Genomic DNA, 25,366 nt, shown 5'->3' on the forward strand with positions numbered 1-25,366 from the left:
ATGGGACGACTGGTCATAGTATCGAATCGCGTGCCCGATCCGCGCGAGCGCAATCAACCGGCAGGCGGTCTGGCCGTCGGTCTGGCGGATGCGCTGCGCGATGAGCCCAGCACGCTGTGGTTCGGCTGGTCGGGACACAAGAGCGAGGCTGGAGAGGGAGATACGCAACCCCAGCTTGAGACATATGGCAAGGTGACCTACGCCACCGTGCCGCTCACGCCCGCGCAGCATTACGGCTATTATCAGCGGTTCTCCAACGCCATCCTCTGGCCGCTGTGCCATTACCGTCTCGGTCTGATGAACTATTCCCGCAAGGACTGGCAGGAATATCTGGAGGTCAACCGGATGTTCGCCCGGCAGCTCAAGCCGCTGCTCAAGCCGGGCGATGTCATCTGGGTGCAGGATTATCATCTCTTTCCGCTGGGGCAGGAATTGCGCAATCTGGGCGTGAATGTGCCCATCGGCTTTTTCCTGCACATTCCCTTTCCACCATGGAGCCTGTTCCGCGCGCTTCCGCCGGCGACAGCCCTCCTCCATGACATGCAGGCCTATGATCTCATTGGTGTGCAGACGGATGAGGATGCGGGCAATCTGCGCGAGAACCTGAAGGCGGCGGGTTACAATCATCCCGCCCGCGTCGTCGCCTGTCCGATCGGCATCGACCCCATAAAGTTCGGGGAGACGGCGGCCAAGGCCTATGAGGGAGAGCCGATAAAGCGCCTGCGGGGCAGCCTGCACGATGAACCGCTCATCATCGGCGTGGACCGACTGGACTATTCCAAAGGGCTGGAGGAGCGTTTCCTTGGGTATGAGCGGTTGCTCACCCGTTATCCCGAACACCATCGGCATGTGACCTATCTTCAGGTGACGCCGGTTTCGCGCGGGGAAGTGGAGGAATACCGGCAGTTGCGTCGCCAACTCGATGAGACGGTGGGGCGCATCAACGGAGCCTTTGCGGCGTCCGACTGGACCCCCATCCGTTATCTCACGCGTCCTGTGCCACGGGAGGTTCTGGCGGGGTTCTATCGTCTGGCCGATGTGGGGCTGGTCACGCCCCTGCGTGACGGGATGAATCTGGTCGCGAAGGAATATGTCGCGGCACAGGATCCGCAGGATCCGGGTGTTCTGGTGTTGTCCCGTCTGGCGGGTGCGGCGCCGGAATTGAGTCAGGCGTTGCTGGTCAATCCGCACGATGCGGATGACATCGCCGAAGCCCTGCATCGGGCGTTGACCATGACACGGGAAGAGCGCCAGCAGCGCTGGACGGGACTCAACACCGAAGTGTGCAGCACCACGGCCGAGACATGGTCGCGGGACTTCCTACACGCGCTTCATTCCTCGCGACGGGAAGCGACGGCTTGACCGTTGTGGCAGGACAGGCGAAGGGGCGTGGATGAGTCTCGCACCGCGTCGTCGTATCTTCACTCGAGTGGAACGGGGGCCTGTGCGCCTGCCGGGCCTTCTTCTCGTGCTGGCTGGTGTGGCAGCGCTGGGAATGGTCTGGTGGGTGCAGGACGGTCTCGGCATCATGCCGTGCGCTTTGTGCCTGTGGGAGCGCTGGCCATGGCGGGTCGTGCTCGGACTGGGCGTGCTGTCGCTGCTGGTTCCGCGCCGCTGGGCACGTTTGGTGGCGTGGATGGGTGTCCCTACGCTGGTTGCCGATCTGGTTCTGTGTGTGATCCACGCAGGGGTGGAATGGAAGTTCTGGCCCAGTCCGCTGCCGGAATGTATGGGGCCGCATTTGCAGGGACAGACCATGGCGGAGCGCCTGGCGTCCATGCCGCTGCGGCCCGGTAAGCCGTGCGATACGCCGACTTACCTGTTCGACTGGCTGCCAGTATCCCTCACGGTGATGGAGGGGCTGGCTGCCTTTGTTGTGCTGACGCTATTGCTTGGGCTTCTCCTTAGGGCTGACGGCGGCCGAACAGCAGGCTGACGACGAACAGCACGATAAAGATGAAGAACAGGATTTTGCCGATATAGGCAAAGTTGGCGGCGATGCCCGTAAAGCCGAAAACGGCGGCAATCAGGGCAAAGATCAGGAAGATAAGAGTCCAGCGTATCAGGTCCATTGAGATCACTCCGATGATGTTGAAAGATCAACGTCCTGAGAGGCTTCCCGGTTGCGCCGCGTTGTCACACTCGGTGCAATGAAAGACACATTCTTTCTCAGTGAATGAGTGTTCCCCCGGAAAAAAGCGATCCGGGGGATGGTCTATCGTGTCGAAGATGGAACAGAATGAAAGCGGAAGATCATGAGGGAGATCCATCATGTCCACCGCTGGCCAGCTTGCCACCACTTCACGATTGCCACGTGACTGCACGTTCGATGTGGCTGACTGGCAGATTCTTGCGCGTTGCTGGTATCCTGTCGCTCTGAGTCGGGAACTGGATGAGCAACCACTGGGCGTCACGCTTCTGGATGCACCACTCGTGTTGTATCGCGCGGAAGGAGGAATCGTGGTGGCGGACGATTTGTGCCTCCATCGCGGTGTGCCTTTGAGCATGGGCACGGGCAATGGACACAGCATCGCCTGCGCCTATCATGGTTTTCGTTTCGGGGTGGGAGGGCGTTGCGTGCATGTCCCGGCCCACCCCGATAATGCCATTCCATCCAAGCTCAATCTGCGCACTTATCCTGCTGTGGAACGCTATGGTCTGATCTGGACCTGTCTCGCACCGGAGGGAGAGGCGGTCATTCCGCCCATGCCGCATTGGGATGAGAGCGGATTTCAGCAGATCAACTGCCCTTGGATCGATATCGCAGGATTTGCCGGACGGCAGGTGGAAGGCTTTATCGACGTTGCGCATTTCGCTTTCGTGCACACCACCACTTTTGCCGATCCGAGCAATGCGGTCGTGCCTGCTTATGTGCCGAAAATGACGTCGGACGGGTTTGAGGCGGAGTATCGCAGTAGCGTCGCCAATTATCCCATCGGTCATGAGAAACCCACGCCTCCGGGGTTTGTGTGGTTGCGGCATTTTCGGGTGCATGTGCCGTTTGTCGCCACGCTGGAAATCCATTTTCCCGAGAATGGGCGGCTGGTCATCATGAATGCTGCATCACCTGTCTCGGCCCGTAAGACGCGGATGTTCGCGCCCATCTGCCGCAACTTTGGACAGGATGTGCCGGTCGAGGATGTGTACGAATTTAATCGTCGCGTCTTTGAAGAAGATCGGGCTTTGGTCGAGGCACAGAAACCGGAAAATCTGCCACTCGATCCGACGCTGGAAGCGCATGTAATGGCAGACCGCAGTTCAATCGCTTACCGCCGTGCGCTTCGGAGCATGGGATTGAGCCGGTTCTTCACGGCGTAAGACGTGCTTTGTTCGCAGTGTTCAGGCGAGCGTGGCAATAGGTGAGAAATTGGTCATGCCATAGCGGGCCAGTGTGGAAAGACAGGCCATGGCCTCATGTTTTCCCAAACTCTTGCCGTAAGGGATATTGCGACGGAACCGTTCTTCCAGGCGTGCGATATAGCCACGTCTGGACCATGGGCGTTGCAGAAGTTCTTCGACCAGTTCTGGATATTTCCAAGGTATATCAATGAAGGCCGGAATGGTGGAGTGGCTTTGCATTCCGGCGCGAAGGATCTGGGGAAATAGGGCGATGACGGTTGGGTCCGGTGTGCCAGAAAAGGCGGGGCGAGTATTTTTCCTTATGTGGTGCAGCAGGCTGTGGGCAAGGGTGCTGCCTTTGTGAGAAAGATGGCCAATCTGTGTGAGACGCGGATTCAGTTCGATGAAATGATACGTGCCCGTGCGTGCGCATCGCATGAAATCAAGGCCGAAAAATCCCGACAGTCCGAGTTTTTGGCAAGTAATGCGGGCGGCATGTTCCATTTCATCGGATTGCGTTATCTCCACGATGGTGGCGGCACCCGTGCGTCCTTGATGGGCTAGGACATTTACCGCCCGCGTATCGAGCACCTTTCCTTGCCAACAGGCCACCATGATATTCGCGGGACTGCCTTCAACATGAGCCTGCGCCATAACGGGGAAAGGCTGACGGAGTAGAGTGGCGTCAAGGAAAGAATGGGCGTCTCGATCTGCCAGCAAGAGACGCAGAGCGCTTTTTGATCGAATAGGACTGGAAAGACGGGTGAAGGCGTTTTCCATCTCGGCGTAGGTGTCAGCAATCGCTACGCCTGAACCACCCCAACTGCGATCCCGTTTCAGCACCCATGGGCCTGAGGTATGGGCGCACCATGTTTTCACATCGTCCAGACTCTTCATATTCGCAGCCTTCGGGGTGGAAATGCCTTCTGCCCGCAAGACTTCGATCAGTCTCAGGCGGGTCTTTATCAAAGAGAAGGCTGAAGAGTTTCCAAGAGAAGTTTCCAAAATCTCTCGGCATGTCTTCCCTTTTTCTGTTTTTATATCGGCAAGCTGATGGACTTGGTGCAAATCCAGAACGCTTCGATCATCTGCCGGAATGACCAGATCTGGTTTTAGTTCAGAAATGATATTGGCCAGAACAGGCACGGCCTGAAAAACAGGATAGGTGCGGAATGTCGCAATCTTTTTCAGACAGTGCAGGGAATGTCCCGGAGGACACACGGCATGCACTTTTACCTCTTCTTCAAGGAAGGTCAGGGCAAGGCGTGTGACGGAAGACCATCTTACCGATGAGATCAGCAGGACAGAGAAGTCTGTTGTCATGACAGGAGCCTTCCATTCAGATTTTGTGTGTCAGGATGCGGTGAGGGGATACCTCTTTGAAAATGGGCGAGGAGAGTGTGTTGTTGAGGACAACGGTAAGAGCGGACTTGAGCGGGCTGTCAGTCTACGGGCCGTGAATCGCGCTCCCCATGCAAAACGGAGCAATGGTCCAAAGCTTGCAGCGGCGGTAGGCCCAATAAAATGAAGTCCCGGCACAGTGCTTTCGAAATATCTGGAAAGAACCGGCATGCCGTCTTCCGTTTCGATGTCCGGGAGTAGGTCGTGATCTAGGAACGGGAGACGCGAAAGGTCGATCCGTGCACCGGTTCCAGCTATTACGTGATCGACTTCTATTAACTGTCTTTCTTCTGTCGTGGAGTTCTCGAACTGGAGACGAATTTTCCCGTTATCGAGGGTGGCATCCTTCAGCATCAGGTTAAGATGTATGGGTACATGCTCGCGCACGGTCGCTCCCGTAACCCAGCCGGCGGCAGGTCCGAGATGTCCATGTGTGATGCGCAGCCGAAGATGGGAAGGCAGAAGATGGAAGACGTCAGGAAAGTCGCATGCCAGCCGCGAGCGCCAGCCTGTTCCCAGTCCTGAGCGGGGTTTTTTGATGCGTGTGATTACACGCTGAAGACCACTCAGGGAGCGGGGTGGATTATTGATCCAGATTTTGGGCTGTCGGGTAAATAGGGCAGCCTTGGCTCCCGCTTTATGCAGGAAGTAAGCTGCATCGACAGCGGAGGAGCCTCCTCCGATGACAGCGACTTTTTTCCCAGAGAAGTGTTCGTATGAGAGAAGATCGAATGTGTGATGGACTCTTTCGGAAGGCAGAGCCTGAAGAGGTTGGGGGCGTTGTGCAAAAGGACCGATCCCAACAGCTATGACGACGTTGGTTGTACGGACGGTGTCGCCGTTTTCGAGTGCGACATTAAAGCCTGTGCGTGTCCGAACGAGGTGCGTCACCTGCATCAATTCAAGTTCGGGCACATGTTGGCGTTGGAAGTATTCTCCGTAATCCGCAAATACCTTCGCCTTAATAGGGACGCCGATAGGCGCGTAAGAATAGCCATGTTCTGCGCAGAACCGGTTCAATGTGCTGGTTCTGGCGGGATCGAAGAGGTCGAGAGCGAAGCCTTCGGCCTTGAGTGGTAATTCACAAGGCACATGATCGCGCCAGAACGCCATCGGGCGGCCGAATATACGAAAATCAGCGCCTTTTTTATGCAAGTGAGCGGCGAGTGAAAGTCCGTAGGGACCAGCGCCTATAATGACGGTATCCGTAATCATCATGACATCCCCTTAAGGTAATGCCGTCCCTTCTTCCGGTTCATGATTGAGGAAGAAGGGACAATCACGTTGCTTAAAAGCCCAAAGGGAGGACGCGGCATTCTTAATATAACGCTATGGTGTCATGATTGAGAAAGGAATTAAAAAATATATAAGTACTCATAATTTTGAATTGGCAGTATGCGTTGGATAAAAAAAGGGACCGCGTTTCCGCGATCCCTTTCTTGTGAGCCGATGGTGGAAGGATCAGGCGAGAACCGTTGCCGCCTCTCGTCCGTTGATCGTCAGCCCATCGCCGTTGGCGGAGATATTGACCTCTTCGCCGTCATGAATGCTGCCTTCCAGCAGAAGTTCAGCCAGCGGGTTTTGCAAGCTGCGCTGCACGACACGTTTGAGCGGACGCGCGCCATAGACCGGATCGTAGCCCTCGTTGGCCAGCCACTGATGCGCCAGATCGTCCAGCTTGAGCGTAATGCTGCGGTCTGTGAGCAGGCTTTGCAGACGCGCGATCTGGATATCCACGATGTGAGTCATGTCCTTCTTCTGCAGACGCGAGAACAGGACGATCTCATCCAGCCGGTTGAGGAACTCGGGACGGAAATGCGCCCGTACCGCTTCCATCACCTGCGCGCGCACCATGTCGGTGCTCTCGCCTTCCGGCTGGTGGGCCAGCACATCGGAGCCGAGGTTGCTGGTCAGGACGATCAGCGTGTTGCGGAAGTCCACCGTGCGTCCCTGACCATCGGTCAGACGGCCATCGTCGAGCACCTGAAGAAGGATGTTGAAGACATCGGGATGGGCCTTCTCGATCTCATCGAACAGAATGACCTGGTAGGGTCTGCGCCGCACAGCCTCGGTCAGCACGCCGCCTTCCTCATAACCGACATAGCCCGGAGGGGCGCCGATCAGGCGGGCGACGGAGTGCTTCTCCATGAACTCGCTCATGTCGATACGAAGAAGCGCCTTCTCGTCATCGAACAGGAACTCGGCCAGAGCCTTCGTCAGTTCGGTCTTGCCCACGCCGGTCGGGCCGAGGAACAGGAACGAGCCGATCGGACGGTTCGGATCCTGAAGTCCGGCACGAGCACGACGCACCGCGTTGGCCACGGCTTTGAGCGCGGGCTCCTGCCCGACCACACGTTTGCGGAGTTCATCTTCCATCCGCAGCAGCTTGGCACGCTCGCCTTCCACCATGCGATCTACAGGCACGCCGGTCCAGCGAGAGACGACGGAGGCAATGCTCTGTTCGGTCACGGCCTGCGAAACGAGATCGCCCGAGGGACCGCTCTGGTCTTCTTCTTCCTGAGCCTTGGCGATCTTGGCTTCCAGATCCGGGATCACGCCATACATCAACTCGGACGCACGACCGAGATTACCCTGACGCTGCGCGACTTCGACATTCGAACGCGCTTCGTCCAACTGTTCTTTCAGCTTCTGAACAGCGTTCACACGATCTTTTTCGGCGTGCCACGCGGCGTTCAGAGCGTCCGACTTCTCTTCAAGGTCGGCCAGTTCGGCATCGACCTTTTCAAGTCGCTCGCGCGACGCGGAGTCGTCTTCCTTGCGGAGTGCTTCACGCTCGATCTTGAGCTGAATGACGCGGCGATCCAGTTCGTCCAGTTCTTCCGGCTTGCTGTCGATCTGCATCCGCAAGCGGCTTGAAGCCTCGTCGATCAGATCGATCGCTTTGTCGGGAAGGAAGCGATCCGTGATGTAGCGGTTCGACAGCGTGGCGGCAGCCACCAGTGCGCCGTCCGCGATACGTACCCCGTGGTGAAGTTCGTACTTTTCCTTGATGCCGCGCAGGATCGAGATCGTGTCTGCCACCGAAGGCTCACCCACGAAGACCGGCTGGAACCGGCGGGCAAGGGCCGCGTCCTTCTCGATGTATTTGCGATACTCATCCAGCGTGGTCGCACCGATGCAATGCAGCGTGCCGCGTGCCAGTTCCGGCTTGATGAGATTGGACGCATCCATCGCACCATCGGACCGGCCTGCACCGACCAGCGTGTGCATCTCGTCGATGAACAGGATGATCTGCCCCTCGGCGGCTTCGATCTCCTTGAGGACGGCTTTCAGGCGTTCCTCGAATTCACCGCGATATTTCGCGCCGGCAATCAGCGCGCCCATGTCGAGCGAGAGCAGCTTCTTGTTGCGCAGGGCTTCGGGCACATCGCCATTGACGATACGCTGGGCCAGCCCTTCTACGATAGCGGTCTTACCCACACCCGGCTCACCGATCAGCACGGGATTGTTCTTGCTGCGACGTGCGAGAACCTGAATGGCGCGACGGATTTCCTCGTCACGGCCAATCACGGGATCGAGTTTGCCCGCCTGCGCCACGGCGGTCACGTCGCGGGCGTATTTCTTGAGCGCGTCGAATCCGGCCTCAGCGTTCTCGCTGGTCACGGTGCGGCCTTTGCGGACAGCGGTGACGGCCTTTTCAAGAGCCTCGGCGGACGCACCGTTATCTTTCAACGCACGTCCGGCATCCGTGTCCGATGCGGCGATAGCCACAAGTAGACGGTCCTGAGCGACGAAGGAATCGCCGGCCTTCTGGGCGGCCTGTTCGGCGTTGTCGAGCAGGCGCACGAGATCCGGCGTGGCCTGCGGCTGTCCAGCGCCACCGCCCTGCACTTTCGGCAGCTTGGCAAGAGCCTGCTCCACAGCGGCGAGGGCACCGAGAGGGTTACCGCCGGCGGCCTTGATCAGAGAAGAGGCTGCCCCTTCATTGTCATCCAGCAGCGCCTTGAGCAGATGCTCGGGCGTCAGTTGCTGATTGTATTCGCGAAGCGCGATGGTCTGGGCAGCCTGAAGAAAGCCGCGCGACCGTTCGGTAAATTTCTGTATGTCCATATTCCTGTGTGTCCCTAATGTTTCAGGCGACGGTCAGGCCTCGTCCAACGTCCCTCCCGGAGGCAACGTGGCTTTGGTCTTGATCATGAAAACGATATGGGAACGGAAAGCAAAAGAACAAGACCCTGTCTGGTATGTCGGCAGCCCTGCCATGCAGGAGAGTGCCGCGTGGCGCGGTCGAATCCTTAACTTTTCCTGCATTTCTCTGTGTCACAGAACGTCGTTCATCTTTTTCGGCGGACGGAATGCGCAGGAAGTTAGGGATTGCCATTACGGCGCGGCAGGGTGGTGATGCTCTGCATCAGCAGATCGGACGCATTGGAGGGATGTGCGCAACAGACCCTCATCTTCTGGTCTGCGATGACGGTCTTCCCCCGGAAGCTCTGAGCATGCTGGATGATGAAAGGGTGCGTTGGGTGGGCGGAGCGGCCCGTGAGGCGGCATGGAACCGGAATCGCGGGCTTTATGGGCTTTTCACCTTTACCGACGTCGATGCTGTTCTGCTGATGGAAGAGGGAGTCGTGCCGGCCATTCAGGGATGGGAACTGGAATGGCTGGAGGGGGCGTTGCGTTACGGCGTCATCGGGTTGGTTCCGCCTGATGTCCCCGTCTGGGAAACAGGTGGAGCCTGCACGGCAGAAGAACCCGGCCTGCTCCGTAGCGTGCATGGCGCGTGTTTCGCCGTCAGCCGGGAGGCATTCGGTGCGGTGGGCTTCATGGATACGCGAATGACTTCGGCGGTCAGCATGCATGAAGATTACATGATTCGGCAGGTCAGGGCGGGTTATGGCGGTGTGATGCTGGCGCGCGAGGCGTGGTTTCTGGCGATCTCGGGCGGCATTGCTCGGGTGCCGGAGTTCAGCGAAACGACGCCTCTTCCCGTAGAGTACGAAACACCTGTCTGGTGTCCGGCATGGCACACGGAACAGGAGAGGGGCGTTTTCCTGTCCGAGTTTGCTGAACTGACCACGCGCCATCCGTCCCCGATTGAAGCGCTGGTGCGGAACTTCGACTCTGAGGCGTATCTGCTGGCCAATCCCGATGTGCGGGCTGCCTCCATGGACGGGGTGGGGCATTATCTGCGTTATGGGCGCGCTGAGAGCCGGCCTTTACGGCCAGTCTGACCCGTTCAGCCCTGTTCGATGCGAATACGGGCTTCCGTCGCAAGTTGATCCACGCGCTCGTTCTCAGGCACACCGGAATGTCCCCGCACCCAATGCCACGAGACGTCATGCGGTTTTACGGCGTCCAGCAGCCTGCGCCACAAATCCATGTTTTTCACCGGATCGCCCGAGGCATTGCGCCAGTTGCGACGCACCCAGCCCGTGTGCCAGCGCGTGATGCCGTTCTTGACGTATTCGCTGTCGGTGTGGATGGCCACGATGCAGGGACGAGTGAGCGCTTCGAACGCTTCTGCGGCGGCTGTCAGTTCCATGCGGTTGTTGGTGGTTTCCGTCTCACCGCCGGAAAGCTCGCGTTCGCGTCCCTTGCAGCGCAGGAGCACGCCCCAGCCGCCGGGGCCGGGATTGGGCCGACAGCCGCCATCGGTCCATATTTCGACGAGAGGAGATTCGTCGGAACCTTTCTCGATGTCAGACATGAACGGGGTTCACAGACATGTCGGACAGAAAAACGCGGAGCTTTTTGACGTAATCCATGGGGTCCTTGCGGGTGACCAACGCTCCAGCAGGCGTGTTCACCCAGTCATACAGACGTGTCAGGGCGAAACGGAGAGCGCCACCCGCACACAAGGCAGGAAGGGCATCGTGTTCGGCTGAGGTGAGGGGACGCACGCTCTCATATCCTGCCAGCAGCGCGTCGCGACGAGCCGTGTCGAAATGCCCAGTCTCATCGAAACACCAAGCATTGAGGCAGATAGCAACGTCATAAGCCAGCAGATCGGTGCAGGCGAAATAGAAGTCGATGATTCCCGATACGCGGCCATCGAGGAAGAAAGCGTTGTCTGGGAAGAGGTCGGCATGGATCTGCCCACGTGGCAGTACTGCCGGATCGGAAGATGGGGGCCATGCGGACAGAATGCGCTTCAGAGCGAGGCGAAGCTCGGCGGTCAGGCCTGGAAACGTCTCTTCCGTTCCCTGCGAAGCGGCGGCTTTGTCCAGTAAAGGCTGCCATGCGGTAGGACCGAGGCCGTTGGCGCGGGTTGGCGCATAGGTCGTGCCGGCCTCATGCAATCGGGCAAGCGCCTCACCCAGTGGGCCGCAATGCTCCACCTGCACATGCCGGGGCCAGACGCCGGGAAGAAAGGTAGTGATGGCGGCGGGACGCCCCGCCAGTTCACGCAGGGCATTGCCGTCACGTCCCGCTACAGGCAGAGGGCAGGACACGCCGTGCGTGGCGAGATGCTCCATCAGTCCGAGGAACCATGGCAGTTCCGCCGGGTTCACCCGCCGTTCGTAAAGCGTGAGGATAAAATCCCGGGCGACGCCGTCTTTTTCGGTGCGGAGGAGGAAGTTACTGTTCTCGACGCCCTCCGCGATGCCGCGAAAGGCCACGAGATGCCCGATGTCGTAGTCGGTCAGGAACGAGGAGAGTTCCTCGTCCCCGACCTCGGTATAGACGGCCATTGCTACCCTGTGTTCAGCCGAGAGGAGCGGGGAGGCGGAAGGTCACATTCTCTTCCTTCACCGTGCGCTCTTCGATCTTCAGTGTGTATCGGCGGGCCAGTTCTTCCACCATTTCCTGCACCAGTGCTTCCGGTGCCGAAGCGCCGGCTGTGATGCCCAGCGTCTGCACGCCGTCGAGCACCGACCAGTCGAGGGCGGCCAGCTTGGGTACAAGGAGCGCCCGCTTCGTGCCGGACCGCTCGGCCACTTCGCGCAGGCGCTGCGAATTGGAGGAGTTGGGCGAACCGATCACGATCACCAGATCGCATTCGGGCGCGATTTCCTTGACGGCTTCCTGGCGGTTCGTGGTGGCGTAGCAGATGTCCTCGCGCTTCGGTCCTTCGATCAGGGGAAAGCGCTCACGCAGAATTTCCACGATCTCGGCGGTGTCGTCCACCGACAGGGTTGTCTGCGTGATGAAAGCGAGGCGCGTGGGGTCTTCCGGCTGGACCGTACGGGCTTCCTCGGCATCGTTGATGAGCGTCACCGCTCCTGCGGGAAGCTGTCCCATCGTGCCGATGACTTCCGGGTGGCCGGCGTGGCCGATCATCAGGATATGGCGGCTCTCGGGACCGCCATTGGCGTAATGCCGTTCGGCCTCACGGTGAACCTTGGAGACGAGTGGGCAGGTCGCATCGAGATAGAGCAGGTTACGGCGTTCGGCCTCGGCGGGGACGGTCTTGGGCACGCCGTGAGCGGAAAAGACGACATGGCCGTCTGCGGGCACCTCGTCGAGTTCCTCGACGAAGATTGCGCCCTTGGCTTCCAGTTCCTCGACCACGGTGCGGTTGTGCACGATTTCGTGGCGGACATAGACGGGGGCGCCGTAGGCCCGGATGGCTTCTTCCACCACGCGGATGGCGCGATCCACTCCGGCGCAGAAACCGCGCGGACCGGCAAGCACGACGCGGAGCGCACGGGTCGAGTTGTCGGAGGTTTCGGAAGGAGAGGTGAGAGTGGACTGATCGGGCATGCTGTTCCCCAGACTTTCTGGCGGCGAAGGGCCGAAGCACGCGCCGCTCCGACCAAGGTCGTACATTGGATTCGTCTCGCCCTACGCAAGACACGTCGTTCGTGCAAGCCGTATCATGACCTGCGTCATGGGTCACTTATGGCGGAAGTGGTCGGAGAAAGCGGTTGAAAATGTGGCGCGGAGAGGAATTCTCCGGCTGCCGGTTTGCGCAAACGCATTTCTGTCCGATACTCCACCCCCTGTCTCGTTCGATGACACGTTTCGCCTCGGTTGATGGAGGAGAGGCGTGTCATGCAAGTCTGGATTGCCGCATGATTCGGTTCTCGTCCCTGTGTTCGCGCTTTTCCCGACCGTCGGCGCACCGGTCTTCTCCGAATCGCAGGTTGCCCCTGATGCGGTTTGCCGGTGTGGCCATGGCGCTCTCCCTGCCTCTGTGGCTTGTGGGATGCAGCGGTGAGGATGAAACGACTTTCGCGCCAAGCTGTCCGGCCATGCACATCCCGGCGGAAGTGGGCGATTATTACAATTACTCCGCCAAGGGGCCGAGCTTTAATCATCTTGTCACACATGCCAGCATCACGAAGCTTTCCGGGGACTGTCTGGCGGCCGGCAAGAAGACGCTGCGCACCCGCGTCGCTATCCGCATGCTTGTGCGTCGTGGACCGGGCGCTACCAGCGACGAGTTCGTGTTTCCGTGGTTCCTGGCCGTCGTCCACAACGACAAGATCGTGGGCAAGCATGTGTTCAGCCAGACGGTCACGTTCCCCAGCGGACAGGATGCCATGGCGGTGGACACCCGTCTCGTGACGGTGGATTTGCCGATCCGCCCCACGACCGATGCCAGCGATTATCATTTCGAGGTCGGCTTCCAGCTCAGCCATACCCAGTTGGCCTATAACCGTGAGCACGGCATCCTTGCGTCCTTCGACGCCCAATGATCCGGGTTCCCCCGATGCGTGCGTTGCCGCGTCGACGGAAGAAAGCTAACGGGGTAGTCATCTGTTTCCCGGCAAGCAGCCAGATCGGTTGGAATCTGCCTGCGGGCTGGCGAGTGAATCGTAGGGAGTGTCTGTCGCGTGCGTGAGCGTTCCGTGAGTTCTCGTCCTGCTGCGCGCGTGTCGGCGCGGGAGCGGTCTGTCTTGCGCCGTGGCGGCGTTTTGCGACGGGCAGGCGTTCTGCTGGCCATGACCGGCATGGTCTCCGGTTGCTCATGGATATTCGGCACCGATGACGGCAACAAGGGCGATGAAAAACCCGTCCTGTCGCTGTTCGGCAGCGGCTCGAAAATGATTTCGGGCTATGTCGGCAACGTGGTGGCGGACGAGCCTCAGGCGGCGCTTGCCGCCATGACGGTGCTTCAGCGCGGCGGTAATGCGGCCGATGCCGCCACCGCTCTTGGGCTTGCGCTCTCCGTGACTCTTCCTTCGCGTGCGTCGCTGGGGGCCGGTGGCGCATGTGTGGCATGGCGTCCGGGCGACCGTGACGGCGGCAAGGCCTTCCTGTTCCTGCCCACAGGCGATGCTCCGGCGGACCGGGTGCAGGGCACTACGGCCCATGCCGACCGTCCCGCCTCTGTTCCCATGCTGGCCCGTGGCCTGTTCCTGATGCAGCTCAGTCATGGCAGTGTCGATTTCGCGGAACTGACACGTCCAGCCATCCAGTTGGCCCGCAACGGAATCGAAGTGGGCAGCCAGCTTGCCGCCGATCTGGATGTCGTGCAGTCGCCTCTGCTGGCAGATGAAGGGGCGCGAAAGATTTTCGCGCGACCCAACGGCACGGTCATGAAAGCGGGAGACATGCTGCTCCAGCGCTATCTGGCGGGGACGCTGGAACGTATTCGTTCGGCCGGGCCGGGTGACCTCTACACAGGCTCTCTCGCGCAGGTTGTGATTTCCGCCAACGCGACGACGGGAGCGGGCTTGACCATGGCTGGAATGCGGACATCTGTGCCTGTGGTGGCCACACCGCTGACCGTCACTGTCGGGGAGATGCAGGTTTCCTTCGTGCCGCCTCCCGCCGATGGGGGTTACGGTATGGCGGTGGCATGGAAAGCGCTCATGAATGGGCGTTCGTCTTCCGATCTCGGGCGTCAGGCTGTTGCGGGCTGGCGTGCCAGCGAGGCCAAGGCGTCCGTGGGTACGTTGACGGCCCGGGCGCAGAGCCTGCTTCAGTCCGGGCATATTCCAACGGGTGGCGGCAGCCTGCCCGATCTTCCGGCCTCCACTTCCTTTGCCGTGGCGGACCGGAAAGGAGGCGCAGTCGCGTGCGCCATCAGCATGGACAATCTGTTCGGGACGGGACGGGTGGCCGGTTCCACAGGGATCGTGCTGGGGGCATCGGCCCTGCATCGTCCACGTCCAATACTGTCGGCGGCTATCGCGCATGAGGATGGTCGTTTTCTTGCTACGGCCACGGCGTCCGGTCAGGCCGATGCGGCAGATGCCGCCGCCGCCGCGTTGGCGAATGGTTTGCATGGACAGATCAAGGCGACCACGTCCATGGGGCGGGCTAACGTAATCGCCTGTCGTGGCGGCCTGCCCGGTGATGGACGACGTTGCCAGAGTTGGGTCGATCCGCGCGGCTCGGGGTATGGCACAGGCGCGACACAGGATTGAACCTGCGTGGAGGCGGAGGTTCATCCTCCGCCAAAGCTGCGGACAAGACTGCCGGCCATTAACTGCCAGCCGTCGATCATCACGAAAAAGATCAGCTTGAACGGCAACGAGATGGTGGTTGGCGGCAGCATCATCATGCCCAGACTCATGAGCACGGTGGATACGACAATGTCGATCACGAGAAAGGGCAGATAGAGCAGGAAGCCCATCTCGAATCCGCGGCGCAGTTCCCCGATCATGAAGGCGGGCATCAGGACGCGCCACGGTGTGTCGGCGGCATTGGCAGGGGGCGGCACGTTGGCCAGATGCGTGAAGGTCGCGAGATCGGCAGGCCGAGCATTGGCGAGCATGAAGTGATGAAAGGGTTCGGCGGCTGCGCGCAAGCCGTCCATTTCGCTGACATGTCCCTCCATCAGCGGCTGGATTCCTGCCCGCCATGACTGTTCGAATGTGGGCTGCATGACAAAGAGCGTCAGGAACAGCGCCAGACCGATCAGCACGGTGTTCGGTGGCGTGCCCTGTGCGCCGATGGCGCTGCGCAGCAGCGAGAGCACGATGATGATTCGCGTGAAGGCCGTGACCATCACCAGCAGGCTGGGCGCCAGAGAAAGAACTGTAATGAGCGCGGAAAGCTGGATCAGGCGGCTGGTCGTGCCCGGTCCGCCGTTCTGCCCAAGATCGACGCTGAGCGACTGCGCATGAGCCGCAAAAGGAAAGAACAGAGCGGCAAGCAGAAGTGCTGAGCCGGTTGTTGCCAGAATCAGACGACGCGCAGAGGAAAGGCGCTTCATGGCGCGTCTCCCGGGTGTGTCTGTTCAGGCAACCACCCCACCACGACATCTGAAGCACCGCCCGTCAGCAGGAGAAGGCGTCGTCCTTCACAGGACACCAGAGAAAGCCGACGGCGCGAATCGAGGGTCAGTGTCTCTTCCAGACCGAGTGCGCCCTTGCGACGGCGCGGCGTGCCGATGCCCAGTCGAGCCGCCACCTGCCATCCGTAGCGGCTGAGCAGGATCATCGCGAGGACGGCGATGAGGGCGAGGGCGGCGGACAGGATGTCGTGGGAAGCCATAAGCGGGCGCATTCCATGATGCGTTGCGGACGGCCTCACATTTGCGGCGGAAAAGTAAACAACGTCTTTATGAGATGTCTTTTCGACCTCGCCGTAAACGAATGTGCTGTTTCGGCGGTTGCCTTAACCATATCGCAGTCTTTGCGCGTTCATTTCTGCGGGAGCGCATCGGCATTGTCGTCGGTGCCGTTGGATGGTTCAGGACTGAGACATGATGGATCCCTCACGTCCCGCTACGGGCGGCGTCGATATCTTCGGGTTGTCGCAGCGGCGAATGCAGTGGCTGGAGCAGCGCGAGCAGACACTGGCGTCCAACATCGCCAATGCGGATACGCCGGATTATGTGGCTTCCGATATGACACCTTTTGAAAGCGCGCTGGCGGAGTTCGATGTCGGACTGACCACAACGTCTTCGCGTCATATCCCCATGGCGGCAAAACGTCGTGCCCGCACCGAGAGTTCGGATGGTGAGCGTTCCCCGGATGGCAATGGCGTTTCGCTGGAGACGCAGATGCAACTGGTGGCCGAGACCAGCGATCAGCAGCGTCTGGCAACGAGTGTCTATTCCACCTACCGCACCATGTTGAACAACGTGCTCGGGAAATAACGTCAGGACATCAGGATGGATATCAACTCAACCTTGTCCGTTTCCGCAGCGGGCATGCAGGCGCAATCCGATCGGCTGCGTGTTGTTGCGGAAAATCTGGCCAATCAGGACACGACGGGCTCGACACCCGGTGCCGATCCCTATCGCCGCAAGACCATCACGTTCGAGAATGTCATCGACCACGAAACGGGTGTTTCCAAAGTGCGTGTGAAGAAAGTCGGCAAGGATATGTCGGATTTCGAACAGCGCTACGATCCGGCAAACCCGGCGGCGGACAAGCGCGGCTATGTAAAAACCCCGAACGTGAACACGATGGTGGAGGTTGTGGATTCCCATGAGGCACAGCGTTCCTATGAGGCCAACCTCAACACGTTCCAGACAACCCGTTCCATGATTACCCGGACGATTGATCTCCTGAAATGATGATTTCTTCTTCGAAAGCGGCCGCAGCCTATTCGCGGACCCAGTCGGCCCTCTCCACCTCCGGAGCCGATGCTTCCGTATCCGGGAGCACGGAAGCGACTGGTTTTGGGGATGCTCTGCAAAGTGCCATTGATGGCGTCGTCAATACGGGCGAACAGGCGGAAGCAAAGGCCGCAACCGGTCTGCATGGACAGGGCAATCTGACGGACATCGTTACGTCGGTCTCGCAGGCTCAGATCGTCATGCAGACGGCATCCACTGTGCGCGACCGTGTCATTCAGTCTTATCAGGACATCATGCGTATGACGATCTGAGGAGTTTTTTCTTCCTGCATTACAGGAAAAGGTATTTTTATGAATTCAATTGATGTGGCGCACATTCTGCGCGAAACGCTTTTCGTGGCTGTAAAGGTTGGTGCGCCCAGTCTGATTGCAGCCATGGGGGCTGGCCTTCTGGTCTCGATCCTGCAAGCCGTGACGCAGATTAACGAATCCACTTTGGCGTTTCTGCCGAAATTTCTAGCGTCCATGGCCGCTCTCCTGTTCGGCGGCTCGTTCATGTATTCGACTCTTCTGGCCTACACACGCTACATTTTTGATCAGGTCATTGTGGCCGGGGCATCTTGAACGCTGAAACCGCCACTCTGATTGCGCATCTTCCCACATGGATGGTGGTGTTCATGGTCATTTTGTGCCGGGTTGCGGCGCTGGTGATCACCATGCCGGGGCTGAATTCGCAGTCGGCGCCGACACGTGTGCGGGCGGCGTTTGCCATTGGCGTGAGTTTTCTGCTTTTCCCTTTGTTGTTGCCGCGGTTTGAAGGAGCATCGTCGGACGATGTGCTCAATCCGGCGCGTCTTATCGTGTTCATCGCCTCGGAAGTTATCTGTGGAGGATTGATTGGCTGGCTTGCGCAGTTGATGTTGCAGTCGTTTCCCGTGGCAGCCCAGATCATTTCAACTTTCATAGGCCTTTCAAATGTCCTCCAGCCGGATCCGGAACTGGGGGCGCAGAGTACGCCGCTGAGTCATGTGGCCGAACTTCTGATGACGGTCACGGTGTTCGCGGCGGATCTTTATGTGTTGCCTTTGCATGCGCTGGTGGGAAGCTACGACGTGTTCCCTCCGGGGCATTTTCCATTGATGGGAGATGTGGCCCACAGTGTGACGCAGGCAACGGGGGGCATGTTTCTTCTGGCGTTCCAGCTTGCGATGCCATTCGTGCTGATCGGCACCATCTGGCCGATCATGCTCGGTTTGCTGAGCCGTTTTACGCCCGGCTTGCAGGTGTACATGCTCGCCATGCCGGCTCAGATTCTGGGAGGCATTCTGCTTTTCGCGCTTTTGCTTGGCACCATGCTGGGAACCTGGAGCAATGGGGTGGACGCAGCTCTGCAAGGATTGCCGGGTGGAGGAGGCTAAATGCCGAGCGTTTTCCCAACTCTGCATCGGGTGAAGCTGGGCTGGATGATCATCCGTGGCTGATTCCGATACTGGCGATACGACGGAAGCCCCGACTGGGCGGCGGCTGGAACGCGCCCGGGAACAGGGAAATATTGCGCAGTCACGGGAGTTGCATCTTTTCTCTGGGCTTGGACTGGCCACTCTCGTTCTGACCATGGCGATGCCGGCGGGTGTGCGTGAGTTCATTCATGAAATGAGCGCCCTGCTCGACAATGCGGGCGAAGTACGTCTCGATCCGCCTACGGTCGGGCATGTTCTTACGCACTGCCTTCATCTTCTCGTGGTGCTGGCCTTCCCTGTTGTCGCCGCGACGGCCGCCGGTGGTGTGGCGACCGCGCTGCTTCAATCGGGCTTTCTGGTGCGCATGGAAGCGTTGGTTCCCGATATCGGTCGTCTCAATCCATTGAAGGGACTCAAGAAGATATTCGGCGTCACGAATCTCGTGGAGGCCGCGAAATCCATTGCCAAGATCATCATCTTTTCCGCCATTCTCTACGGAATCGTGCGCGATACGCTGGCTCTCGCACCCGGAGCCATGGGATGGTCGCCTGAGCGTCTGGCCCGTGAACTCTCGGCTCTGGTGGTGCGCACGCTCGGCGCGGTGCTGATCGTGCAGGTCATTATCGTGGTCCTCGATGAAGCCTGGACGCGGTACAAGCGGCTTCAGGATCTCAAAATGAGCCGCCATGACATCAAGGAGGAAATGAAGGAGAGCGAGGGCGATCCGCATATACGCGCCAAACTTAAGCAGATGCGCATGCAGCGGACACGCAAGCGCGTGCGCGAGGCCGTCCGTTCCGCGACGGTGGTGGTGACCAACCCGACCCATTACGCCGTGGCTCTGGCCTACGAACCCGGCTCAGCGGGTGCGCCGCGTATCGTGGCGAAAGGTGCGGATGAACTGGCCGCGCGCATCAGGGAGTTTGCGTGGGAGGAAAAGGTGCCGATTGTCTCGAACCCACCGCTGGCCCGTTCGCTCTACCAACTGCCCGAAGACACCGAAATTCCGTATGATTATTTCCAGGCCGTGGCCGCCGTCATCGCCTATGTATGGCGCCTTAAAAAACCGGCCGGGGGCGGGAGCCCACCTGTCATGTAAGGTCCGCCCGCCTTGCCGGATGCGGCGTTCCGGGGTCATGAGCGGGGTGAGGTGATTACAGGAATGGGCGGATTGATGAATGTTGTGGTGATCGGTGGCGGTCCGTCCGGTCTGGCGGCGGCAGAAGTCCTGTCGGACGCGGGGTGCGACGTGACCGTGATTGATCGCATGCCCACGATGGGGCGCAAGCTGCTGATGGCGGGCCGCAGCGGCCTTAATCTGACCAATGTGGAAATGGGTCCGTCTTTGCTCGGACGGTATGGCGCGGCGGCGGAATGGCTTGCGCCTGCGCTCGCTGCGTTCTCACCGTCCGACATGGTGCACTGGGCTGAAGGGCTGGGGCAGCGGTGTTTCACGGGCAGTTCCGGTCGGGTTTTTCCAGACGCCATGAAGGCATCCCCACTTTTGCGGGCATGGTTGAGGCGTTTGGCGGAGCAGGGCGTGCAGTTTCGCACTGGCTTGCGCTGGACAGGATGGAATGCGCAGGGCGCGCTTCGGTTTGACGGGCCGACGGGTGAGGAGTGCGTGACACCGGACGTGACGGTGCTGGCGCTTGGAGGTGGAAGCTGGGCGCGACTTGGGTCCGATGGGCACTGGACGCAGGTCCTCTTGACGCGGGGTGTGAGTGTGGCGCCTCTGCGTCCGGCCAATTGCGGTTTCCGGGTAGAGTGGTCGTCTGCGTTCCGCGAGCGGTTTGCGGGAACACCTCTCAAGCGCGTCACGCTGTCATTCGGTGGCGAAAAGAGCCGGGCGGAGGCCGTCATCACGGAACGCGGGTTGGAGGGCGGCGGTCTGTACGCGCTGGCGGCACCTTTGCGGGAGGCTATTGAGCGGGATGGAGAGGTCGTTCTGCGGATTGATCTGCGGCCTGACATGGATGTGACGACAGTGGCGGAACGGCTTTCGCGTGTTCGTGCCCGTGAGAGTTTGAGCAATCGTCTTCGCAAGGCCTTGCCTCTGCCGCCGGTGGCTGTGGGGCTTTTACGAGAAGCAGGTGAGGTGCCGTCGGACACAGGCGCTCTTGCTCATCAAATCAAAGCGTTGCCTGTACGTCTGGTGGGCACCGATACGCTGGATCGCGCCATTTCCACGGCTGGCGGTGTGAGACAGGAGGCGGTCGATCAACGGTTCATGCTGCGTGCGTTGCCGGGTGTGTTTGTCTGTGGGGAAATGCTGGACTGGGAGGCCCCGACCGGGGGGTATCTCCTGCAGGCTGTGATGGCGACAGGACGTGCGGCGGGAAAAGGTGCTCTGGCTTGGGGAAGAGAGAAAAACAGGTGGCCCGAGCCTGTTGCCTGATCGGGAGTCGGGACTGTATCTCCCGCCCATGACCAGCAGAATCGAAATGGGAGAGATCGTCGGCGGTGGACCGGCGACGTTGAATCTTGCCGAACTGTTGGCGACGCGCCTGCTGGTGCAGGGCAATTCCGGTTCGGGCAAGTCCCACCTCCTGCGGCGTCTGCTGGAGCAGACCGGCAATCTGGTGCAGCAGGCCATCATCGACCCGGAGGGCGATTTCGTCAGTCTGGCGGATGCGTTCAGCCATCTGGTGATCGACGCCGCCGAGCATACGGAAGCGGCGCTTCAGGCGGCGGGAGAGCGGATGCGGGTGCATCGCGCTTCGGTCGTGCTCAATCTGGAGGGATTGGACGCGGACCAGCAGATGAAACGTGCGGCTGCCTTTCTGGGGGGCATGTTCGATGTGCCGCGTGCGCACTGGTATCCAGTGCTGGTCGTGGTGGATGAGGCGCAGCTCTTTGCTCCCGCCGCAGCCGGTGAGGTGTCCGATGATGCGCGGCGCGCGTCTCTTGGGGCCATGACGAATTTGATGTGCCGTGGCCGCAAACGCGGACTGGCGGGGGTGATCGCCACCCAGCGTCTGGCGAAACTGGCCAAGAACGTGGCGGCGGAAGCCTCCAATTTCCTCATGGGGCGCACCTTTCTCGACATCGACATGGCCCGTGCGTCCGACCTTCTGGGTATGGAGCGGCGGCAGGCGGAGGCATTCCGGGATCTGGAGCGTGGCACGTTCGTGGCTCTCGGTCCGGCTCTGTATCGTCGTCCCACGACCATTCGCATTGGTGAGGTGACAACAGCAAGCCGCTCGGCCGGGCCGGTGCTGGCGCCGTTCTCGCCACCATCCGAACCGGTGGCGGAACTGATTCTGGCACCGTTGCCCGAGCCGGAAATCATGGTGCGACCGCGCAGGCCCGTGGCCCCTCCTGCGCCCGATCTTATCACCCAGCTTGCCACCCATGGGGCGGCTCTGGCGGAATCGGAAGAGGTGGAAGAGCCTGTCGATCCGGCTGAGCGCAGGCGGCAACTGGCCGATATCCTGCGGCAGGTTCTGGTGGAAGATGATGGCGGATTTCGACCACCCGCTTCGCTCTATCAGGATTTCCTCGTGCGCTGTCGGATTGCGGGCCTTGGGCGTGAGGCGATGGATATGCGTGCGTTCCGGCGCGCTTTGGCCACGGCTCGCAGCGGGGTCAACACGGAAGACGCCGAATCGCCCGAATGGCAGGAGGCGGAAGCCATTGCCTCGGAACTGCCGGAGGATACGCAGGGCGTGTTTCTCTATCTCGCCCGCACAGCCCGCGATGGACTGGCCTGTCCATCGGATGCCGAGATTGCGCGGATCTATGGCACGCATTCGACGGGACGGGCGCGGCGCATTCTTGGCTGGTTGGAGGAGCGCAATGCGGTCGTGCTCCGCATGGACGGCGCCGGGCGCCGCCGCGTAGCCATTATCGGGTTGGGCTGGGAGACACAGCCGGGCGATCCGGGAGCCTGATTCGCAACAAAGCGTCATGTGGTTCGGTCTCGCGGGTTGATCGAGATCATGAACCCATGCGAGAAAAATGACCGAACCGGTCGGTCAGTGAGCGCAGGACCGGGTGAAGGCAGCGGAGAAGGCATGGCCGACGAACAGGATACGCAGGCGGGTGGCAGCGACGCCGGCAAGGGCGACACGGACACGCAGAAGAAAAAGCGCAATCCGCTGGTGCGGATCATCCTCATCGTTGGGCTGCTGCTCGTGGTGGTGGGAGCGGGCATCTACTGGTTTCTGCACCGCTTTGAGGTCGAAACAGACGATGCTTTCACGCAGGGACGCGCTGTGACCGTCGCGCCGCATATCGGTGGCTATGTGACGGAACTGCTGGTGGACGACAATCAGTTCGTCCATGCTGGTCAGCTTCTGGCACGTATCGATCCGCGTGACTGGACGGCGGAGCGTGATCGCGCCCGCGCCGCAGTAGAGGAGGCCGAAGCCACGATGGCGGCGCACCAGATGCTGCTGGCCGTGGCCGAGAAAAACTTCCCCGGTCGTCTGGAAGCGGCGCAGGCCGACCTTCTCGTGGCGAAGGCGCAGGAGTTCCGCGCCCGCACGGACTACAACCGCCAGCATTCGGTCATGCGGGCGGCGACGTCCCAGCAGGACATCGATTATTCCAAGGCCGGTCTGGACGAAGCGCGCGCCCGCGTCGCGCAGGCGCAGGCGCAGGTGATGATCGCCATGCCGGTCAAACCCAACATCGCCAATGCGCAAGCGGCGGTGCAGGGCGATGCCGCAACGCTGGCGAGCGCCAAGGCGGCTCTTGTGCGCGCGGAACTGAATCTGGAATGGACCGAGATTCGTGCGCCGCAGGATGGCTGGATTTCACAGCGTAACGTCGAACGCGGTCGCTATGTCACCACCGGACAGTCCCTATTCTCCATCGTCACGCCGGAAGTGTGGGTGATTGCGAATTACAAGGAAACGCAGATCACCAACATGCGGCCGGGCCAGAAGGTGGACATCAGTGTGGATGCCTATCCCTCGCATGAACTGCACGGGCATATCGATTCGTTGCAGAAAGGCACAGGAGCGACGTTCAGCGCTTTCCCGCCTGAAAACGCTACGGGCAATTATGTGAAGATCGTCCAGCGCGTGCCGGTCAAGATCCGCATCGACAGCGGTCTCGATCCCGAGGTGCCACTGGCGCTCGGTCTGTCGGTGGTGCCGGTGGTGCATACGGACACGGCGGCCACCAAGGGGCCGGACGGTCGTATCGTGGATCGCGCGCCGGGTGAAGAAACGGTGTCGCGTCCATGAGCGCGGCGGCCGGCGACGCCACGCAACACCACGAAAGCTGGAAGCCACGCCATAATCCGTGGCTCATCGCCTTCGTGGTGACGATGGCGGCCTTCATGGAGATTCTCGACACGACCATCGTGAATGTGTCGCTTCCCCATATCGCCGGCAGTCTTTCGAGCACCTATGACGATGCGACATGGACGCTCACGTCCTATCTCGTGGCCAATGGTATCGTGCTCACCATTTCGGGCTGGCTGGGCAAACTGTTCGGGCGCAAGCTCTATTTCATGGTGTGCATCGCGATGTTCACCGTGACGTCCTTTCTGTGCGGCATCTCCACCAGTCTGGGCGAACTGATTCTTTTCCGGCTGTTGCAGGGTTTTTTCGGTGGCGGCCTTCAGCCCAACCAGCAATCCATCATTCTCGACGTCTTTCCGCCCGAGAAGCGGGCGGCGGCCTTCGGTCTGACGGCCATTGCCGCCGTGGTGGGGCCGGTGCTCGGCCCGACGCTCGGCGGGTGGATCACAGACAATTATTCATGGCGCTGGATTTTTTTCATCAACGTGCCGTTCGGCATTCTCACAACAATGGCCGTGGGCTTTCTGGTGGACGATCCGCCATGGGCCAAGCGGCGCAGGGAGCCGATCGATGTGATCGGCATCAGCCTCATCACACTGGGTTTCGGCTGTCTGGAAGTCATGGTGGACCGTGGCGAGGACGATGACTGGTTCGGCTCCACCTTCATCTGCGTGATGGGCGTGCTGGCGGCGATCGGGATCATCGGGGCGGTTTTCTGGCTCATCAAGGCCAAATCCCCGGCCGTGGATCTGCGGGTTTTCAAGGACCGCAATTTTGCTGTGGCCACATTCCTGATGGGGGCTATGGGCGCGCTGCTGTATTCCTCCGCCATCATCGTCCCGCAGTTCGCGCAGCAGGTCATCGGTTATACCGCCACGCTATCGGGTCTGGTGCTTTCACCGGGAGGTATCGCGGTCATTTTCCTGATTCCCATTGTGGGGCGGATGATGACGTTCATGAGCATCCGCTCTGTGATCGCGCTGGGGTTCGGACTGATGGGGATCGCCCTGTTCTGGTCGGCGCATCTGGTGCCGACGCTGGATTTCCGCCACCTTGTTTTCTTCCGCATGAGCCAGACCGCGTGCCTTGCGTTCCTGTTCGTGCCGCTTTCGACCATTGCCTATGCCACCCTGCCGCGTGAGATGAATGCGGATGGTTCGGCGCTGTTTGCCATGGTGCGCAACTTCTTCGGCTCCCTGAGTATTTCCGGGGCGACAGCGCTCATTATCGAGCGGCGTCAGGCGCATCAGTCGGACATGGTGCAGTGGATGACGCCGTATCATCAGCCCTACAACGATTACCTTGCACAGGGCCGTCAGGCCGCCGTGGATCATGGGCTGGGACCGGCCGCCGATGCGGTGGCCCAGCATCGGCTGTTTCTGGATTTCTCGCAGCAGGTAGCGATGCTGGCCTATAACGAAGCCTTCATGATCTTTGGTATTGCGGCTTTCTGTATCGTACCGTTCTGCTTCCTGCTTTCGCCCATTCGTAGCGGAGGCGGCCCTGCCAAAGGCGCACATTGAG

General features: G+C 60.2%; 25 protein-coding genes. 16 read left to right on the plus strand and 9 right to left on the minus strand.

Annotation, left to right across the window (positions count from 1 at the left end):
- Positions 1-1,362 (plus strand): alpha,alpha-trehalose-phosphate synthase (UDP-forming), encoded by a 1,362-nt coding sequence (locus GOB87_RS02390; protein WP_166312955.1) that lies wholly within the window; start codon positions 1-3, stop codon positions 1,360-1,362.
- A 31-nt stretch (positions 1,363-1,393) separates the two neighbouring features.
- Positions 1,394-1,936, plus strand: coding sequence for a disulfide bond formation protein B (locus GOB87_RS02395; RefSeq protein WP_166312956.1), 543 nt, complete (start codon positions 1,394-1,396; stop codon positions 1,934-1,936).
- Here GOB87_RS02395 and GOB87_RS02400 read toward each other — a convergent pair.
- Positions 1,905-2,072 (minus strand): DUF1328 domain-containing protein, encoded by a 168-nt coding sequence (locus tag GOB87_RS02400; protein WP_166312957.1) that lies wholly within the window; start codon positions 2,070-2,072, stop codon positions 1,905-1,907. The genes GOB87_RS02395 and GOB87_RS02400 overlap by 32 nt on opposite strands.
- Before the next feature lie 199 nt (positions 2,073-2,271).
- On the opposite strand from GOB87_RS02400, the gene GOB87_RS02405 reads away from it, so the two are divergent.
- Positions 2,272-3,318, plus strand: coding sequence for an aromatic ring-hydroxylating oxygenase subunit alpha (locus GOB87_RS02405; RefSeq protein WP_166312958.1), 1,047 nt, complete (start codon positions 2,272-2,274; stop codon positions 3,316-3,318).
- 21 nt (positions 3,319-3,339) lie between these two features.
- Here the strand turns inward: GOB87_RS02405 and GOB87_RS02410 are convergent, their stop codons facing one another.
- The 3 genes from GOB87_RS02410 to clpB all read right to left on the minus strand — a co-directional run bounded on the left by GOB87_RS02410 (position 3,340) and on the right by clpB (position 8,811).
- The gene (locus GOB87_RS02410) at positions 3,340-4,662 is read right to left on the minus strand and encodes an ATP-grasp domain-containing protein (RefSeq protein WP_166312959.1); all 1,323 of its coding nucleotides are present in this window, start codon (positions 4,660-4,662) and stop codon (positions 3,340-3,342) included.
- Between the two features lie 30 nt (positions 4,663-4,692).
- The gene (locus GOB87_RS02415; protein ID WP_166312960.1) at positions 4,693-5,955 is read right to left on the minus strand and encodes an NAD(P)-binding domain-containing protein; all 1,263 of its coding nucleotides are present in this window, start codon (positions 5,953-5,955) and stop codon (positions 4,693-4,695) included.
- 246 nt (positions 5,956-6,201) lie between these two features.
- On the minus strand, positions 6,202-8,811 hold the full coding sequence (gene clpB / locus GOB87_RS02420; protein ID WP_166312961.1) for an ATP-dependent chaperone ClpB: 2,610 nt from the start codon (positions 8,809-8,811) through the stop codon (positions 6,202-6,204).
- A gap of 245 nt (positions 8,812-9,056) precedes the next feature.
- Here clpB and GOB87_RS02425 point away from each other — a divergent pair, with 245 nt between their 5' ends.
- Complete coding sequence (locus GOB87_RS02425; RefSeq protein WP_166312962.1) at positions 9,057-9,935, plus strand: hypothetical protein; 879 nt, start codon at positions 9,057-9,059, stop codon at positions 9,933-9,935.
- A 5-nt stretch (positions 9,936-9,940) separates the two neighbouring features.
- Here GOB87_RS02425 and rnhA read toward each other — a convergent pair whose 3' ends face one another.
- From rnhA to ispH, 3 genes are read right to left on the minus strand one after another with little or no spacing between them, the layout of a single operon-like run.
- A complete protein-coding gene (gene rnhA, locus GOB87_RS02430; RefSeq protein ID WP_166312963.1) occupies positions 9,941-10,411 on the minus strand; it encodes a ribonuclease HI in 471 nt (156 codons plus the stop codon).
- On the minus strand, positions 10,404-11,396 hold the full coding sequence (locus tag GOB87_RS02435; protein WP_166312964.1) for a homoserine kinase: 993 nt from the start codon (positions 11,394-11,396) through the stop codon (positions 10,404-10,406). The genes rnhA and GOB87_RS02435 overlap by 8 nt, the downstream gene beginning before the upstream one ends.
- A gap of 13 nt (positions 11,397-11,409) precedes the next feature.
- Entirely contained in the window at positions 11,410-12,408 is a 999-nt protein-coding gene (gene ispH, locus GOB87_RS02440) for a 4-hydroxy-3-methylbut-2-enyl diphosphate reductase (protein ID WP_166312965.1), read from the minus strand.
- Between the two features lie 392 nt (positions 12,409-12,800).
- On the opposite strand from ispH, the gene GOB87_RS02445 reads away from it, so the two are divergent.
- Positions 12,801-13,346 (plus strand): hypothetical protein, encoded by a 546-nt coding sequence (locus GOB87_RS02445; protein ID WP_242006113.1) that lies wholly within the window; start codon positions 12,801-12,803, stop codon positions 13,344-13,346.
- A 246-nt stretch (positions 13,347-13,592) separates the two neighbouring features.
- A complete protein-coding gene (locus GOB87_RS02450) occupies positions 13,593-15,023 on the plus strand; it encodes a gamma-glutamyltransferase (protein WP_166313046.1) in 1,431 nt (476 codons plus the stop codon).
- A gap of 20 nt (positions 15,024-15,043) precedes the next feature.
- On the opposite strand, the gene fliP is transcribed toward GOB87_RS02450, so the two are convergent.
- Positions 15,044-15,814: a flagellar type III secretion system pore protein FliP gene (fliP, locus tag GOB87_RS02455; protein ID WP_166312967.1), complete on the minus strand. Its 771-nt coding sequence runs from the start codon at positions 15,812-15,814 to the stop codon at positions 15,044-15,046.
- Complete coding sequence (locus tag GOB87_RS02460; RefSeq protein WP_166312968.1) at positions 15,811-16,095, minus strand: hypothetical protein; 285 nt, start codon at positions 16,093-16,095, stop codon at positions 15,811-15,813. Before GOB87_RS02460 ends, fliP begins: the two co-directional genes overlap by 4 nt.
- Positions 16,096-16,306: 211 nt before the next feature.
- On the opposite strand from GOB87_RS02460, the gene GOB87_RS02465 reads away from it, so the two are divergent.
- The 10 genes from GOB87_RS02465 to GOB87_RS02510 all read left to right on the plus strand — a co-directional run bounded on the left by GOB87_RS02465 (position 16,307) and on the right by GOB87_RS02510 (position 25,365).
- Positions 16,307-16,702: a flagellar basal body rod protein FlgB gene (locus GOB87_RS02465; RefSeq protein ID WP_166312969.1), complete on the plus strand. Its 396-nt coding sequence runs from the start codon at positions 16,307-16,309 to the stop codon at positions 16,700-16,702.
- Between the two features lie 15 nt (positions 16,703-16,717).
- Positions 16,718-17,125: a flagellar basal body rod protein FlgC gene (gene flgC / locus GOB87_RS02470; RefSeq protein ID WP_166312970.1), complete on the plus strand. Its 408-nt coding sequence runs from the start codon at positions 16,718-16,720 to the stop codon at positions 17,123-17,125.
- Positions 17,122-17,439 (plus strand): flagellar hook-basal body complex protein FliE, encoded by a 318-nt coding sequence (locus tag GOB87_RS02475; protein ID WP_166312971.1) that lies wholly within the window; start codon positions 17,122-17,124, stop codon positions 17,437-17,439. Before flgC ends, GOB87_RS02475 begins: the two co-directional genes overlap by 4 nt.
- 39 nt (positions 17,440-17,478) lie before the next feature.
- On the plus strand, positions 17,479-17,751 hold the full coding sequence (locus tag GOB87_RS02480) for a flagellar biosynthetic protein FliQ (RefSeq protein ID WP_166312972.1): 273 nt from the start codon (positions 17,479-17,481) through the stop codon (positions 17,749-17,751).
- Positions 17,748-18,545, plus strand: a complete 798-nt coding sequence (locus tag GOB87_RS02485; protein WP_242006114.1) for a flagellar biosynthetic protein FliR — start codon at positions 17,748-17,750, stop codon at positions 18,543-18,545. The genes GOB87_RS02480 and GOB87_RS02485 overlap by 4 nt, the downstream gene beginning before the upstream one ends.
- Before the next feature lie 55 nt (positions 18,546-18,600).
- Positions 18,601-19,686, plus strand: a complete 1,086-nt coding sequence (locus GOB87_RS02490; RefSeq protein WP_166312973.1) for an EscU/YscU/HrcU family type III secretion system export apparatus switch protein — start codon at positions 18,601-18,603, stop codon at positions 19,684-19,686.
- Positions 19,687-19,749: 63 nt separating this feature from the next.
- On the plus strand, positions 19,750-20,985 hold the full coding sequence (locus GOB87_RS02495; RefSeq protein WP_373320748.1) for a TIGR03862 family flavoprotein: 1,236 nt from the start codon (positions 19,750-19,752) through the stop codon (positions 20,983-20,985).
- Positions 20,986-21,013: 28 nt separating this feature from the next.
- Positions 21,014-22,480, plus strand: coding sequence for an ATP-binding protein (locus tag GOB87_RS02500; RefSeq protein WP_166312974.1), 1,467 nt, complete (start codon positions 21,014-21,016; stop codon positions 22,478-22,480).
- 123 nt (positions 22,481-22,603) lie between these two features.
- Positions 22,604-23,782, plus strand: a complete 1,179-nt coding sequence (locus GOB87_RS02505) for an HlyD family secretion protein (RefSeq protein WP_166312975.1) — start codon at positions 22,604-22,606, stop codon at positions 23,780-23,782.
- Positions 23,779-25,365: a DHA2 family efflux MFS transporter permease subunit gene (locus tag GOB87_RS02510; protein ID WP_166312976.1), complete on the plus strand. Its 1,587-nt coding sequence runs from the start codon at positions 23,779-23,781 to the stop codon at positions 25,363-25,365. The genes GOB87_RS02505 and GOB87_RS02510 overlap by 4 nt, the downstream gene beginning before the upstream one ends.
- Position 25,366 lies beyond the last annotated feature (1 nt).

The sequence above is a fragment of the Acetobacter estunensis genome, assembly GCF_011516945.1.
GTDB lineage: Bacteria > Pseudomonadota > Alphaproteobacteria > Acetobacterales > Acetobacteraceae > Acetobacter > Acetobacter estunensis.

Excerpts from the sequence above, each read along its gene's own strand:
- GOB87_RS02495 (WP_373320748.1), top strand. The coding sequence starts at position 19,750 with ATGGGCGGATTGATGAATGTTGTGGTGATCGGTGGCGGTCCGTCCGGT.
- GOB87_RS02460 (WP_166312968.1), bottom strand. The coding sequence starts at position 16,095 with ATGGCTTCCCACGACATCCTGTCCGCCGCCCTCGCCCTCATCGCCGTC.
- ispH (WP_166312965.1), bottom strand. The coding sequence starts at position 12,408 with ATGCCCGATCAGTCCACTCTCACCTCTCCTTCCGAAACCTCCGACAAC.
- GOB87_RS02480 (WP_166312972.1), top strand. The coding sequence starts at position 17,479 with ATGAATTCAATTGATGTGGCGCACATTCTGCGCGAAACGCTTTTCGTG.
- flgC (WP_166312970.1), top strand. The coding sequence starts at position 16,718 with ATGGATATCAACTCAACCTTGTCCGTTTCCGCAGCGGGCATGCAGGCG.
- GOB87_RS02505 (WP_166312975.1), top strand. The coding sequence starts at position 22,604 with ATGGCCGACGAACAGGATACGCAGGCGGGTGGCAGCGACGCCGGCAAG.
- GOB87_RS02395 (WP_166312956.1), top strand. The coding sequence starts at position 1,394 with ATGAGTCTCGCACCGCGTCGTCGTATCTTCACTCGAGTGGAACGGGGG.
- GOB87_RS02435 (WP_166312964.1), bottom strand. The coding sequence starts at position 11,396 with ATGGCCGTCTATACCGAGGTCGGGGACGAGGAACTCTCCTCGTTCCTG.
- GOB87_RS02500 (WP_166312974.1), top strand. The coding sequence starts at position 21,014 with ATGACCAGCAGAATCGAAATGGGAGAGATCGTCGGCGGTGGACCGGCG.
- GOB87_RS02415 (WP_166312960.1), bottom strand. The coding sequence starts at position 5,955 with ATGATTACGGATACCGTCATTATAGGCGCTGGTCCCTACGGACTTTCA.
- GOB87_RS02475 (WP_166312971.1), top strand. The coding sequence starts at position 17,122 with ATGATGATTTCTTCTTCGAAAGCGGCCGCAGCCTATTCGCGGACCCAG.
- GOB87_RS02445 (WP_242006113.1), top strand. The coding sequence starts at position 12,801 with ATGCGGTTTGCCGGTGTGGCCATGGCGCTCTCCCTGCCTCTGTGGCTT.
- GOB87_RS02510 (WP_166312976.1), top strand. The coding sequence starts at position 23,779 with ATGAGCGCGGCGGCCGGCGACGCCACGCAACACCACGAAAGCTGGAAG.
- GOB87_RS02400 (WP_166312957.1), bottom strand. The coding sequence starts at position 2,072 with ATGGACCTGATACGCTGGACTCTTATCTTCCTGATCTTTGCCCTGATT.
- GOB87_RS02425 (WP_166312962.1), top strand. The coding sequence starts at position 9,057 with ATGCGCAGGAAGTTAGGGATTGCCATTACGGCGCGGCAGGGTGGTGAT.
- rnhA (WP_166312963.1), bottom strand. The coding sequence starts at position 10,411 with ATGTCTGACATCGAGAAAGGTTCCGACGAATCTCCTCTCGTCGAAATA.
- GOB87_RS02465 (WP_166312969.1), top strand. The coding sequence starts at position 16,307 with ATGATGGATCCCTCACGTCCCGCTACGGGCGGCGTCGATATCTTCGGG.
- GOB87_RS02390 (WP_166312955.1), top strand. The coding sequence starts at position 1 with ATGGGACGACTGGTCATAGTATCGAATCGCGTGCCCGATCCGCGCGAG.
- GOB87_RS02450 (WP_166313046.1), top strand. The coding sequence starts at position 13,593 with ATGACCGGCATGGTCTCCGGTTGCTCATGGATATTCGGCACCGATGAC.
- fliP (WP_166312967.1), bottom strand. The coding sequence starts at position 15,814 with ATGAAGCGCCTTTCCTCTGCGCGTCGTCTGATTCTGGCAACAACCGGC.
- clpB (WP_166312961.1), bottom strand. The coding sequence starts at position 8,811 with ATGGACATACAGAAATTTACCGAACGGTCGCGCGGCTTTCTTCAGGCT.
- GOB87_RS02410 (WP_166312959.1), bottom strand. The coding sequence starts at position 4,662 with ATGACAACAGACTTCTCTGTCCTGCTGATCTCATCGGTAAGATGGTCT.
- GOB87_RS02405 (WP_166312958.1), top strand. The coding sequence starts at position 2,272 with ATGTCCACCGCTGGCCAGCTTGCCACCACTTCACGATTGCCACGTGAC.